General features: G+C 73.9%; 11 protein-coding genes. 6 read left to right on the top strand and 5 right to left on the bottom strand.

The features are described 5' to 3' along the window. Positions 1 to 17 precede the first annotated feature (17 nt). The 3 genes from fxsT to ABZX22_RS19900 are packed head-to-tail and all read left to right on the top strand — an operon-like array spanning position 18 to position 4871. Positions 18 to 3134, top strand: coding sequence for an FxSxx-COOH system tetratricopeptide repeat protein (gene fxsT, locus ABZX22_RS19890; RefSeq protein WP_354910918.1), 3117 nt, complete (start codon positions 18 to 20; stop codon positions 3132 to 3134). A 46-nt stretch (positions 3135 to 3180) separates the two neighbouring features. Further along, positions 3181 to 3894, top strand: a complete 714-nt coding sequence (locus tag ABZX22_RS19895; RefSeq protein WP_354910920.1) for a DUF72 domain-containing protein — start codon at positions 3181 to 3183, stop codon at positions 3892 to 3894. A gap of 11 nt (positions 3895 to 3905) precedes the next feature. Next, a complete protein-coding gene (locus tag ABZX22_RS19900) occupies positions 3906 to 4871 on the top strand; it encodes a magnesium transporter CorA family protein (protein WP_354910922.1) in 966 nt (321 codons plus the stop codon). Here ABZX22_RS19900 and thrS read toward each other — a convergent pair. Beyond that, positions 4849 to 6060 carry a threonine--tRNA ligase gene (gene thrS / locus ABZX22_RS19905; protein ID WP_354910925.1) on the bottom strand — a complete coding sequence of 404 codons (1212 nt, stop codon included), beginning with the start codon at positions 6058 to 6060 and terminating at the stop codon, positions 4849 to 4851. The genes ABZX22_RS19900 and thrS overlap by 23 nt on opposite strands. 131 nt (positions 6061 to 6191) lie before the next feature. Continuing rightward, complete coding sequence (locus ABZX22_RS19910) at positions 6192 to 6656, bottom strand: adenylyltransferase/cytidyltransferase family protein (protein WP_354910928.1); 465 nt, start codon at positions 6654 to 6656, stop codon at positions 6192 to 6194. Positions 6657 to 6750: 94 nt separating this feature from the next. Between ABZX22_RS19910 and ABZX22_RS19915 the strand changes: the two genes are divergently transcribed. Together ABZX22_RS19915 and ABZX22_RS19920 are read left to right on the top strand one after the other, a co-directional pair. Then, on the top strand, positions 6751 to 7479 hold the full coding sequence (locus ABZX22_RS19915) for a DUF1206 domain-containing protein (protein WP_354910930.1): 729 nt from the start codon (positions 6751 to 6753) through the stop codon (positions 7477 to 7479). Between the two features lie 98 nt (positions 7480 to 7577). Further along, entirely contained in the window at positions 7578 to 8000 is a 423-nt protein-coding gene (locus tag ABZX22_RS19920; RefSeq protein ID WP_354910931.1) for an ATP-binding protein, read from the top strand. Here ABZX22_RS19920 and ABZX22_RS19925 read toward each other — a convergent pair. Then, the gene (locus ABZX22_RS19925; protein WP_354910932.1) at positions 7997 to 8908 is read right to left on the bottom strand and encodes a LuxR C-terminal-related transcriptional regulator; all 912 of its coding nucleotides are present in this window, start codon (positions 8906 to 8908) and stop codon (positions 7997 to 7999) included. The genes ABZX22_RS19920 and ABZX22_RS19925 overlap by 4 nt on opposite strands. A 121-nt stretch (positions 8909 to 9029) precedes the next feature. On the opposite strand from ABZX22_RS19925, the gene ABZX22_RS19930 reads away from it, so the two are divergent. Next, positions 9030 to 9608, top strand: coding sequence for a phosphatase PAP2 family protein (locus ABZX22_RS19930; protein ID WP_354911011.1), 579 nt, complete (start codon positions 9030 to 9032; stop codon positions 9606 to 9608). A 78-nt stretch (positions 9609 to 9686) separates the two neighbouring features. On the opposite strand, the gene ABZX22_RS19935 is transcribed toward ABZX22_RS19930, so the two are convergent. Further along, entirely contained in the window at positions 9687 to 11231 is a 1545-nt protein-coding gene (locus ABZX22_RS19935; RefSeq protein WP_354910935.1) for an AMP-binding protein, read from the bottom strand. After that, the gene (locus ABZX22_RS19940) at positions 11228 to 12457 is read right to left on the bottom strand and encodes a cytochrome P450 (RefSeq protein ID WP_354910937.1); all 1230 of its coding nucleotides are present in this window, start codon (positions 12455 to 12457) and stop codon (positions 11228 to 11230) included. Before ABZX22_RS19940 ends, ABZX22_RS19935 begins: the two co-directional genes overlap by 4 nt.

Consider the following 12457-nt stretch of genomic DNA (forward strand, 5'->3'; position numbering starts at 1 on the left):
CAGAAGGGAAGCGCAGCATGGAAGCCCGCGTGGAGATCGGGATTCTCGGCACGCTCGAGGTCCTGGTCGACGGCGTCCCTGCTGCCCTCGGCGGCCACCAGCGCGCGGCCATCCTCGCGGTGCTGCTGCTGCACCGCGGTGACGTGCTCAGCGCCGACCAGCTCATCGACCAGGTGTGGGCCGGCCGCCCGCCGCGCAGCGCCACCAACACCCTGCACGCCCACGTCTCCAGGCTGCGCAGGACGCTGGGCGGCACCGCGCTGCTGCAGTCGCACGGGCCCGGCTACCGGCTGGTCATCGACCAGGAGCGGGTCGACGCCCACCGCTTCGAGCACCTGGTCACGCGCGGCCGGGACGAGCTGGCCAAACAGGACTGGAGCGAGGCTGTCACCGTGCTCGACAGCGCGCTGGCCTTATGGCGCGGCCCCGCGCTGGCCGACTTCGCCGCCGACCCGTGGGCGCAGTTCGACGCGATCAGGCTGGAGGAGCTGCGCTACGCGGCCGAGGAGGGCCGCACCGACGCCGAGCTCGCTCTCGGCCGCCACGCCGAGGTGCTGCCGCGCCTGGAGCAGCGCGTGGCCCGCCACCCGTTACGGGAGCGCTCCGCCGCCCAGCTGATGACCGCGCTCTACCGGTGCGGCCGGCAGGGCGACGCCCTGAACGTCTACGAGCGCGTGCGCAGGGTCCTGGCCGAGGAACTCGGCGTCGACCCCGCCCCCACGCTGCAGGCCCTGCACCAGGCCGTGCTCACCCACGACTCGTCGCTGACGGCGCCCGCCCTCGCCCAGGGGGCCGCCACCGCGCCGCCCGCCAGGCCGGCCACCCCGCGCCGCGTCTCCAACCTGCCCTCCCGCAACCGCGTCTTCTCCGGCCGCGAGGACCTGCTGTCCGAGCTGGCTCGCGGGCTCACCGCCAGCGGCGCCGTCGCCCTGTACGGCCTGGCGGGCGTCGGCAAGACCCAGGCGGCCCTGGAGTACGCCCACCGGCACGCCGCCGACTACGACGTCATGTGGTACGCCTCGGCCGCCGAGCCGCTCGCGCTGGCCGGCGCCATGGAGGACCTCGGCCTGCGCCTGGGCGTCAGGGAGCGGGCCGACAGGGGCGAGCTGGTCACCGCGCTGCGCGACCGGCTGGCCGGCATGGGCAGGTGGCTGCTGGTGCTCGACGACGTCGAGGACGCCGCGCTGCTCGAACGGCTGCTGCCGGACGGCGGCGACGGCCATGTGGTCATCACCTCGCGCAATCCCGCGTGGGGGCTGCACGCCGTACCGCTGCGGATCGACCCGTTCTCGCGCGAGGAGTCCGTCGCCTTCCTCGAGCGTCGCCTCGGCCTGCCCGGGCGCTCGGCGGGCGCCGCCGAGCTGGCCGACCAGCTCGGCGACCTGCCGTTCGCGCTGGAGCAGGCCGCCGCCTACAGCGAGCAGACCGGCATGACCTTCGAGGAGTACGCCGACCTGTTCCGGCGCAGGGCCGACAAGCTGCTGACCAGGGCGGGGGAGCGCGACCAGACCTTCGCCACGGCGTGGCAGCTGGCCTTCGAGCGTGTGCGGGCCGCCTCCGCCTCGGCCGCCGAGCTGCTGCACCTGTGCGCCTGCCTGGGCGGCGACGGGCTGTCGCTGCGCCTGCTGCGCGGCCTCGGCGGGGTGCTGCCGCCCGCGCTGGAGGCGGCCGTCGCCGACGAGGTCGGCCTGCAGGACGCCATCGCCCACCTGATGCGCCACTCCCTCGTCGACCGTGACAGGGGACGGCTGCGCATGCACAAGATGGTCGGCGCCGCGGCCATGGCCACGCTGTCGAGGGCCGAGCGGCAGGAGTGGCTGCTGCGCGGCATCCGCCTGGTCGAGGCGACCGCGCCCGCCGACCCGGACAACCCGACCAACTGGCCGCACTGGGACGGTGTGCTGCCGGGCCTGATCCACCTGGCGGGGCAGGCGGGCAACCTCGACACCGTGCCGCTGGCGCTGCCGCAGCTGCTGTGCGGGGCGGGCCGCTACCTGACCACCCGGGCGGCCTTCGACCGGGCCGCCTGGCTGTTCGAGACGTCGCTGGAACTGCTGCGCCGCGCGGGCGGCAGCGACGCCGACCTGGCGGCGGTGCTGACCGAGCAGGGCAAGCTGCTGGAGGTGGTGGGCGACCTGGAGGGCGCGAGGGCGGCGCAGGAGCAGGCGCTCGCCCTGGCCGAGGACGCCTTCGGGCCCGAGCATCCCGGCGTCGCCTACGTGCTGAAGCGCCTCGGCGACGTGCTGGTCTGCCAGCGGCGGCTGCCCGAGGCCAGGCAGGTGCTGGAGCGCGGCCACGGCATCCTGGCCGCCCGCGACGACGCCGACGGCAGGGAGCTGGCCAGGATCGGGCGCGACCTGGGCTTCGCCGCCTGGCTGGCCGGCGACCTGGCCGCCGCCCAGCAGTGGCTGACCAGGTCGCTGACCGCCTCGCGCAGCCTGCTGGACCCCGGACACCCCGATGTCGCCCACTCGCTGTCGGGCCTCGGCCTGGTGCTGCAGGACGCCGGCCGCGCCGAGGAGGCCATCAAGCTGCAGGAGCAGGCGCTGTCGCTGCTGGCCGGCGTCTACGGCGACGAGCATCCCGAGGTCGCCCACACCCTCGACAAGCTCGGCTACGCGCTGCGCCTGGTAGGCCGCTACGACGAGGCGAGGATGAGCCACGAGCGCGCCCTGGCCATCCTCGAGGCCTGCTACGGCCCCGGACACGGCGAGGTCGGCATGCCGCTGACCAACCTGGGCCTGGTCTACCAGGACATCGGCGAGCACGAGCTGGCCCAGGCCCACCAGGAGCGGGCCATGGGCGTCTTCTCGGCCGTCTTCGGCCCTGACCACCCGCACGCCCAGCTGGGCGCGCGCAGGCTCGGCGTGGCCAAGCTGCTCGGCGGCCGCGTGAGCGAGGCCAGGGAGCTGCTGGAGCGGGCCGTCGCCGGCACCGAGCGGGCGCTCGGCCCCGGCCATCCCGACGTGGGGCGCGCCCTGCTCGACCTGGCCGCCGTCCACGAGCGCCTCGACGACCTGGTCGCGGCCACGGAGTGCCGGACGCGCGCCGAGCGGATCCTGGCCGCCGCCTACGGCCCCGACGCCCTGCACGGCGGCGGCACGTCACCGTCGCTGCCCGCCGGATCGTCCTGACCCGAGCGGGCGGCGTGCCCCGCGGGAGCCGGGGTAGGGGCCCGGCATGGAGACGCTCGTGGGGACCTCCGGCTGGCAGTACAAGGACTGGCGGGGCGTGCTGTATCCGGACAAGGCGCCGCAGCGGCTGTGGCTGGAGATCTACACCGAGCACTTCCGCACGGTCGAGAGCAACAACGCCTTCTACCGCCTGCCGTCCACGGAGACGTTCGCCGGATGGGCCGAGCGCACCCCCGACGACTTCGTGATGGCGGTCAAGGCCAGCAGGTACCTCACCCACATCAAGCGGCTGGCCGACCCCGAGGAGCCGGTCGAGCGGCTGATGGCCGCCGTGGCAGGGCTGAAGGGCAAGCTCGGCCCGATCCTGCTGCAGCTGCCGCCGACGCTGAAGGCGGATCCCGGCAAGCTCGACCGCTGCCTGGCCTGCTTCCCGCGCGCGACCAGGGTGGCGGTGGAGTTCCGGCACCCTTCCTGGTGGACCGACGAGGTCAGGGGCGTGCTGGAGGCCAGGGAGGCGGCGCTGTGCTGGGCCGACAGGGAGAGCAGGGTCCTGAACCCGCTGTGGCGCACCGCGTCGTGGGGCTACGTCAGGCTGCACGAGGGCAAAGCCACCCCCCGGCCCTCGTACGGCGAGGCCGCGCTGAGATCGTGGGCGCGCCGCGTCCACGACGCGGGATGGCGGCAGGCCGTGGTCTACTTCAACAACGATCCGGGAGGGGCGGCGGCACGCAACGCCGCACGATTCGCCGAGCTCGTCTAGTGTTGTCGGTCATGGTACGAACCCGCTTGTACCGCGAGGGGGTCCTCGTGGCCGAGGGCTTCCCCATCGCCGAGGTCTCCGACCACGTCGCCGACCCCGGCAACGTGGTCTGGTTCGACCTGTGCGCCCCCACCGCCGACGATCTGGGATGCATCGCCGAGGAGCTGGGCCTGCACACCCTCGCGGTGGAGGACGTCTTCCACGAGCGCCAGCGGCCCAAGGTCGACGTCTACGACGGCCATCTGTTCGTCGCCGCCTACTGGCTGTACCAGGAGGGGCACCGGCTCCACACCGTCGAGATCGACATGTTCCTCACGGCCAACGCCCTGGTGACCGTGCGCGAGAACGAGCACTTCGACATCGACCAGGTGACCGCCCGCTGGGACGCGTCGGGCAGCCTGGCCAAGAACGGGGTCGCCTTCCTGCTGTACGGCCTGCTCGACTACGTGGTCGACGGCCACTACGAGCTGGTCGAGCGTCTCGACGAGGAGGTCGAGGCGCTGGAGGAGCAGCTGTTCGAGGAACGGCCGATGAGCCGGCTGGACGCCAGGCAGATGTTCACCCTGCGCAAGAACATGGTCGGCCTGCGCAAGGTCGCCGGGCCGATGCGCGAGGTGGTCAACACGCTGTTCCGGCGTGACCTGCACGTGGTCACGCCGGAGATGACGCCGTACTACCAGGACCTCTACGACCACGTCCTGCGCGTGGCGGAGTGGATCGACAACCTGCGCGACCTCGTGGCCAACCTGCGCGAGGCCCAGCTGTCACAGCAGGGCTTCCGGCTGAACGAGATCATGAAGAAGCTCACCGGCTGGGCCGCGGTCATCGCGGTGCCCACCATGATCACCGGCTTCTACGGCCAGAACGTGCCCTATCCGGGCTTCGGCACCAGCGCGGGCTTCTGGTGGTCGTCGATCATCATCGTGGCCGCCTCGGGGCTGCTGTACCTGGCGTTCAAAAAGCGGGACTGGCTCTAGCGGCCATCCACGCCAGCACCTGCGCGATCGGCCTGGCCTCCTGCCGGGTGCCGTCACGCAGCCGCAGCGCGGCCTCGCCGAGACGCGCCTCGGCCGGACCGACCACGAGCTGGAAGGGCACCAGCCGGTGCGACCTGACCCGCGCCCCGAGGGAGCCGTCGCCGGGCTCGGCCATCGACGCGCGCAGTCCCGCGGCGACGCACCGCCGTACCAGCTCCCGGGCGGCGGGGACCTCGGCGTCGGTGACAGGCAGCACCACCGCCTGCACGGGGGCGAACCAGGCGGGGAAGGCGCCGCCGTGGACCTCGATCAGGTGCCCCATCAGGCGTTCGAGGCTGCCGACCAGACTTCTGTGCACCATCACCGGCCGGTGGAGCGCCTGGTCGGGCCCGACGTAGGACAGGTCGAAGCGGCCCGGCTGGAACAGGTCGACCTGGACGGTCGAGATGGAGTTCTCCCGTCCCTGGGGGTCGACGATCTGGATGTCGATCTTCGGGCCGTAGAAGGAGCCCTCGCCGCGCTCCTCCTCGAAGTCGCGGCCCCTGGCCCGCAGCGCCTCCCGCAGGACGGCCTCCGCGCGGTCCCACATGTCCGGGTCGTCGACGTACTTGGCGCCGTCGCCCCTGAGCGAGAGCCGGTAGCGGACCGGCACGATGCCGAGCTGCCCGTGGGCGGCCTCGATCAGGTCGAGCGCGGCCGACACCTCGGCGGCGGCCGCGCCGGCCGGGCAGAAGACGTGCCCGTCGTTGAGCTGGATGGCCCGCACCCTGCTCAGGCCGCCCACAACGCCCGACAGCTCACCCCGGTACATGCCGCCGAGCTCGGCCAGCCGCAGCGGCAGGTCGCGGTGGCTGCGCGGCCTGCTGCCGAACATCAGCGCGTGGTGCGGGCACAGGCTGGGCCGCAGCACGAACTGCTCCCCTCCGAGCTCCATCGGAGGGAACATGTCGTCGCTGTAGTGCGCCCAGTGCCCCGATCTCTCGTACATCGCCCGCTTGCCGAGCACGGGCGAGTTGACGTGCAGATAACCGTTGCGGCGTTCGAGCTCGTGGACGAAGTCCTCGACGGCCTTGCGCACGGCCGCGCCCGCGGGCAGCAGGAACGGCAGCCCCGAGCCGATCATCGGGTGGGTGTCGAACAGGTCGAGCTCGCGGCCGAGCCTGCGGTGGTCGTTCAGGTGGTCGTTCATCGGAAACCCCTCGGAAAGACGAGGGCGAACGACCAGCGATCCCCGGGCGTTCGCCCGGGGAGCATGAGTTCAGCGCGCCGGGTACGGGTCCGGCGTCGTCGTGACGAAGACGTGAGCGCGCTGCATGCAGCTCATCCTAGCCCGGCGTTGACGATCCTGGTCGTCGAACGCCCCGGAATCATCTCCAGCTCCCAGCACTGGGCGCCGAGCAGCGCCGCCGCCGCGCACCTGCCGCCCGCGTGCGGGTCGCCCGCCGTGTGCGCGAGCGCGCCTGGCCGCATCGGGGCGAGCAGGTCGATGTAGTCCTCGGGACCGTGCGCCTCGGGCGGGCCGCTCACGATGAACACCCCCGACACCGCGCGCAGCGCCCCCAGCACCTCGGCCCGCTCGGCGGCCGGGTTCAGCGGCCTGCTCGGGCCCTTCCACGCGCGCACGCGCGGATCGTCCTCGACGCCGACGACCAGCGGCAGGCCGCGCTCGGCCACCGACCGCAGGTAGCGCACGTGCCCCACGTGCAGGATGTCGAAGACGCCCGTCACGACCGCCGCGCCGGGCTGTTCGTACGGCTGCACCCAGACGGCCTCCAGGCTGCTCACGCGCAGATTCCCCTTCCAGTCGCCTCATCCGATCGCAGCGTACTCGGTCGCCGCCCCGGGTTTACGACCCGCCTGCCGGTGCAGGGGAGACATCATGATTCTCACCAAGCTGGGCTATGCCGCCAGGGGCGTGCTGTACGCCCTGATCGGCCTGGTGGCGTTACAGATCGCCTTCGGCGGGGACGGCGAGGCCGACAAGAGCGGCGCGATCGGCATCGTGGCCGCACAGCCCTTCGGCGCCGTGGTGCTGTGGCTCATGACGGTGGGCCTGGCCGCGCTGGCCGTGTGGCAGGCGCGGGAGGCGCTGTCCCGTCGCGGCAGGGCGCGCGACAGGGCGGAGTCGGCCGTCCGGGCGGTCTTCTACGTGCTGCTCGTCGTCTCGCTGCTGGGCCTGCTGCTGCGCGGCAAGCAGGCGGCCTCCACCGACTCGCAGTCCCGGGACGTCACCAGGACGCTGCTCGACCTGCCCGCGGGACAGCTGCTCGTCGGCGTCGCCGCACTGGGCGTGATCGCGCTCGGCCTCCACTGGATCCACGAGGGCTGGACCGAGAAGTTCATGAAGGACATGACCGGCGGCGGGCAGGCGGTCCGTCGGCTCGGCCAGGCGGGCTACATCGCCCGGGGCGTCGTCGCCGTCGCCGCGGGCGTCCTCGTCGGCCGGGCCGCGATCGCCTACGACCCCGGCAGGGCGGTCGGCATCGATGGCGCGCTCAAGGCGCTCGCCGACGCCCCCGCCGGCCCGTGGCTGCTGGCCGCGGTGGCCGTGGGACTGGTGTTGTTCGCGGTGTACTGCCTGGCAGAGGCGCGATGGCACCGGACCTGACCCGGTTCCACCGGCAAGAGCATTCCTACCTTTTCGTGACCCCTCCGCCCCGCCGGGCGCCGCGTCCTTAAGAGGTCGCCGAAGTCGGGGAGGTCGCCGTGGAACCGCCGGAGTACGACAGTTGGACCCTGCCAGGAGCTCCCGACCAGGTCGCCGCGGCACGCCGCCTGGTGACCGCCGCGCTCGGCGCCGGACATCCGCTGCACGACGACAGCGTGCTGCTGACCAGCGAGCTGGTCACCAACGCGGTCGTGCACTCCGCCTCACGTGACGGCGGCACCTTCACGCTGACCGTGCTGTCCACCGGATCCAGGGTGCGCGTCTGCGTCAAGGACGGCGGCTCGGACGGCCCGCCGTGCGCCTGCCGCGCCTCCCTGACCGCGCAGAACGGGCGCGGCCTGCCCCTGCTGGACGCGCTCAGCAACCGCTGGGGCTACGCCAGGCAGAACGGTGTGAACACCGTCTGGTTCGAGCTGGTGCTCGTCACGATCCCCACGGAGTGGGCGGCCGCGGGTGTCTAGAGGTCGATCACGCACAGCCCCTCGGCCAGGGCCTTGGTGGTGACCCTGGTACGGCTGTCGCAGCCCAGCTTGGCGAAGATGTGCTCCAGGTGGGTGGTGACCGTGCGGACGCTCAGCACGAGCGCGGCGGCGATCTGCGGATTGGAGTCGCCCGCCGCCACCCTGGTCAGCACCTGCGCCTCCCGCGCGGTCAGTTCGTACGGCAGGCAGCAGGGCCGCTCGGCCACCACCGCCCCCTGCAGCGCGCCGTGCGAGCCGACGCCCGCGCGCAGCACCCGCACCTCCCGCCACCGGCCGCCCCGGTCCTGCCAGAGGCCCCGCCTGCTCAGCTCCCGCGAGTCGAGGAAGGCCCTGGCGTAGCCGGCCATGGCGGGATCGGCGGCCACCACCTCCGACCTGGGCACGCCCGCCACGTCACGTACCACGCCGCCGCGGTCGAAGGCGACCGCCGAGAACCCGCTGGGCAGCCCGACGGGGTCGATGACGCACCTGGTCAGGTCGGTGACGTGGGCCAGCGTGGGGGACAGCGCCGCCATGACGGTGAGCGCGTGCGCGGGGAAGCGGGGCGCCGACAGGTTCAGCAGCCCGGTGTAGCGGCCGTCGGCCAGCAGCAGCGGCGTGGTCAGCCCCTGCCGCCAGCCGTAGGCGGCCAGCCGCGCGCCGTCCATCGGGTACGGCCCGCCGCCCCCGGCGGCGGGTGTCCCGGCAGAGGGGAGCGGGCCGGGGGGACGGCGCAGGCCGTCGGAGACCAGGCTGCGGTGGCGCCCGGTGGCCGGGTCGAAGGCGACGAACTCGTAGGCGTCCAGCGGGATCACGCGGCGTAAGGCCCGCATCGCGCCGTGCGCCCCCGTGCTTCCCGCCACCTGGAAGCCCACCTCGGCGCAGGCGCTCAGCGTGATCTGGTCCATCGCGCCATCATGGCGCATCACCGCGTCACGCGCTCGGGTGCCGCGGCTGCCCTGATTGCCTCCGCCGTTCGCTCGTGGCAGGTTTGACGACCATGATCCAAGACGGGAGGACACGCTGGTGATGACCAGGATGGCCGGCTGGGTGACCGAGGTGTTCGCCCCCCAGGTGCTGGTGATCGCCATGCCGCCCGTCGTCGGCCTGCTCGCCCAGGGCTGGACCGGTGCCGTCTGGGGCCTGCTCGCCTCGGCCCTGTGCGGCGGCGTGCCCGCCACCGTCATCGCCGTCGGCGTCCGCAGGGGCCGCCTCGACTCCCGCCACCTGGTCGACCGGGCGCGCCGGACGGGGCCGCTGCTCACCGCGGTGGGCGCCGTGCTGGTGGCGTTGGTGCTGCTGGTCCTGCTGGGCGCCCCCACCCTGCTGGTGGCCACGGTGACCGCGATGCTGGCCGCCCTGGTGGTGACCGTGCCCGTGACGCTGCGCTGGAAGATCTCCTTCCACGCGGCGGTGTCGGCGGGAACCGTGGTCGTCCTGGCGCACGTGCTGCCGCCGATGCCGACCGCGCTGGTGGGCGGGGCGCTGGTCGGGCTGGTGTGCTGGGCCAGGGTCCGGCTCGCCCACCACACGCCCGCCCAGGTGGTCGTGGGCGCGCTGGTGGGTGTCGCGACGACCTGGGGCACCCTGGCCGCCTTCGGCGTCTGACCCCGTGGAGCCCGCCGCCGCGATGACGGCGGCCGTCGGCCGCCGGACGGCGCCTGGAGGCCCGGCGGGCGGTCCCGGTCACGCGGGTGCCGTCCGGCCGCGCGGGGCGTCCAGGTCGTCCAGGTCGTCCGCCTCGCCGGCGCCCCTGAGCTCCGTACCGGTCCGCCCGGTGCCGGTTTCCCCTGTGCCGGTCGCCCCCGTGCCGGTCATCCCCGTGCCGGTCGCCCCCGTGCCGGTCATCCCCGTGCCGGTCATCCCCGTGCCGCTCATCCCTGCGCCGGTCACACCCGTGCCGGTGACACCCGTGCCGGCCACGCCCGTGCCGGCCAGCACCTCGCCGTCGTCGACCGGCAGCCCGAAGACCGTCGCGTCCGCCACGGCCCGACGGCCGGGCAGGACGTGCTGGACCGGGCGGGCCTGGACGCCGTCGGGCCGCCGGCTCCTGGCGCGGTCGACCAGGAACAGGTAGCCGTCGGCGTTCAGGTGCCCGAGGTCGCCGGTGCGCAGCCAGCCGTCCCGCAGGGCCGCGGCGGTGCGGACGGGATCGTCCAGGTACCCGCTCATGACCTGGGCGGAGCGCACCCACACCTCGCCGGTCGCGCCGACCGGCAGCGCGCGGCCCTCCGGGTCGCGCACGCGCAGCTCCACGCCCTCGACCGGCCGCCCCACCGAGGCCAGCCGGTCGGGGCGCAGGTGGTCGAGCGGCGACAGGGCGGTGACGAAGCCACCCTCGGTGAGCCCGTACCACTGCAGGGCCACGGGGCCGAGCCCCATGACCACGTCCCTGCTGCGGTTCGGCACGGCCGCCGCGCCGCCGTACGTCACCAGCCGCACGCTGCCGGGATCGGCGCCGAGAGCCACCGGGCCCAGCCGGCCGGCCAGGCCGTACAGCTCGCCCGGCCGGCCGGCCGCGATCTGCGTGACGTGTTCCCTGGCGATGACCTCCGGCTCCCTGTCCCGCTCGGCGTCGGCCAGCAGGATCGCCGTGCCGCCCGTCGCCAGCGTCCACAGCGCGATCTGGTCGGCCACATGGTGTCCCGGCGGCAGCAGGAAGCGCCAGGGCTCGGGCGCGAACATCGCGCGCGCCGCCGCCAGCTGCGCGGCCTCGGCCCGCCGGCTGTGGGCGACCGGCTTGCGTTCGCCCGTCGTGCCGTTGGTGAACGTCACCGCCGACAGCGCGCCGGGCGGCGTCTCCGGCGGGTCGGGCGGCGCCCCGTGCGGGGTGGAGAACAGGTCCGCGTCGAGCCGGTAGCAGATCGGCACCGGCCGCGCGTCGAGCAGCAGCTCGGCGTCGTCCTGCCGGCACGGCTCGTGGAGCAGCACCGAGGTGCCGAGCGCGCGCATCGTGCCGGCCGTGATCCGCGCCGGCAGGCCCGGCGGCAGGTGGACCACGGGGCAGCCGAGCGCGAGCGCCACGAGCCTGGCCACCGTGGACTCCGGCTGGCGGCCGGACATGCAGGCGATCGTGTCGCCCGCGCGCACCCCGCGGGCGCGCAGTACGGCCGCCGCGCCCGCCACCATCGCCAGCACGTCGTCCCCGGTCAGGCGGCGCCGCCCGCACACCAGCACGTCACGCGGGCCCGCCGCGCGCACGCCGGCGAAGACGCTCCGGCCCAGGCTCATCGCACCCTCCTTCCCAGGTGCACGGGCAGGTACCTGGTGCTGTTGCCGAGCACCGTGCCGAGCGGCCGCCACCCGCTGTCCTGGTCGGCCGGCCTCATGTCGGGAAACGCCTCGAACAGCGCGGCGAGCGCGACCTCGCCCTCCAGCCGGGCCAGCGGCGCACCCAGGCAGTAGTGCGTGCCGTGCCCGAACGACAGGTGGGCGGGAGAGGCCGCGCGCAGGTCGAAGCACGCCGCCCCCGCGCCGTACTGGTCGGGGTCGCGGCCGGCGGCGGCGAAGCAGCCGATGACCGCCTCGCCCTTGCGCACCGGCACCCCGTCGATCTCGACGTCCCGTACGGCGTAGCGCATCGGGAAGTGCGCGATCGGCGAGTCCCACCGCATGGTCTCCTCGACCACCTCGCTCCACGACCGCTCCCCGGAGCGGACCATGGCCAGCTGGTCGGGACACGTCAGCATGACGCGCACGGCGTTGGTGATGAGGTTGACCGTCGTCACGTGACCCGCGATGAACAGCAGCTCCACCGTGTCGCCCACCTCCGCGCGCGTGAGCCGGTCGGGCCCGTCGTGTTCGGAGGCGGCGATCAGGTCCGTGATCAGGTCCTCGCCCGGGGTGTCGCGCCGCAGCTCGATGATCTCGTCGAGCAGCTTGTACAGCTTCTTGCGGGCATCGGTGACGTCGTCGGGAGTGTCGCCGACCCTGGCCGCCACGTCGGTGAGCTCGTGCAGCTCGTCCCGAAGCGCGTCCGGGACCCCCATCAGCTCGGAGATGACATCCCGCGGGATCGGATAGGCGTACTCCAGGCGCAGGTCCACCGGCCCCGGCGGCATGGCCGCCAGGCGGTCGAGGTGCGCGGCGGCGAACTCGGCGACCCTCGGGCGCAGCCGCTGGACCCTGCGCGCCGTGAACGACTTGGACACCGGCGACCGCAGGCGGTGGTGGGCCCCGCCCTCCGCGTTCAGCATGGAGGTGTCGGCGGCGAGCCTGGTGACCGCGGTGTTGGGCGGGGCGGCGGCCTTGGCCGCCGGATCCCAGTACTTCACCTCCCTGGACAGGTCGGGATGGGTCAGCACGGCCACCAGCGTGGAGTAGCGGGTGGCCGCCCACGCGCGCACCCCCTCGACCTCGACGGGGACCAACGGGCCCAGCTCCCGCAGCTGCGCGCAGTCGGCGTGCACGTCGTGGCTGGCGGGGTCGAGGACGAACTCGGCCGGTCGGATGTCCAT

It is taken from the genome of Nonomuraea sp. NPDC003804, from assembly GCF_040610675.1.
Taxonomy (GTDB): domain Bacteria; phylum Actinomycetota; class Actinomycetes; order Streptosporangiales; family Streptosporangiaceae; genus Nonomuraea.

Coding starts and splice junctions, on each gene's coding strand:
- fxsT (WP_354910918.1), top strand. CDS start 18: ATGGAAGCCCGCGTGGAGATCGGGATTCTCGGCACGCTCGAGGTCCTG.
- ABZX22_RS19895 (WP_354910920.1), top strand. CDS start 3,181: ATGGAGACGCTCGTGGGGACCTCCGGCTGGCAGTACAAGGACTGGCGG.
- ABZX22_RS19900 (WP_354910922.1), top strand. CDS start 3,906: ATGGTACGAACCCGCTTGTACCGCGAGGGGGTCCTCGTGGCCGAGGGC.
- thrS (WP_354910925.1), bottom strand. CDS start 6,060: ATGAACGACCACCTGAACGACCACCGCAGGCTCGGCCGCGAGCTCGAC.
- ABZX22_RS19915 (WP_354910930.1), top strand. CDS start 6,751: ATGATTCTCACCAAGCTGGGCTATGCCGCCAGGGGCGTGCTGTACGCC.
- ABZX22_RS19925 (WP_354910932.1), bottom strand. CDS start 8,908: ATGGACCAGATCACGCTGAGCGCCTGCGCCGAGGTGGGCTTCCAGGTG.
- ABZX22_RS19930 (WP_354911011.1), top strand. CDS start 9,030: ATGACCAGGATGGCCGGCTGGGTGACCGAGGTGTTCGCCCCCCAGGTG.
- ABZX22_RS19935 (WP_354910935.1), bottom strand. CDS start 11,231: ATGAGCCTGGGCCGGAGCGTCTTCGCCGGCGTGCGCGCGGCGGGCCCG.
- ABZX22_RS19940 (WP_354910937.1), bottom strand. CDS start 12,457: ATGGACATCCGACCGGCCGAGTTCGTCCTCGACCCCGCCAGCCACGAC.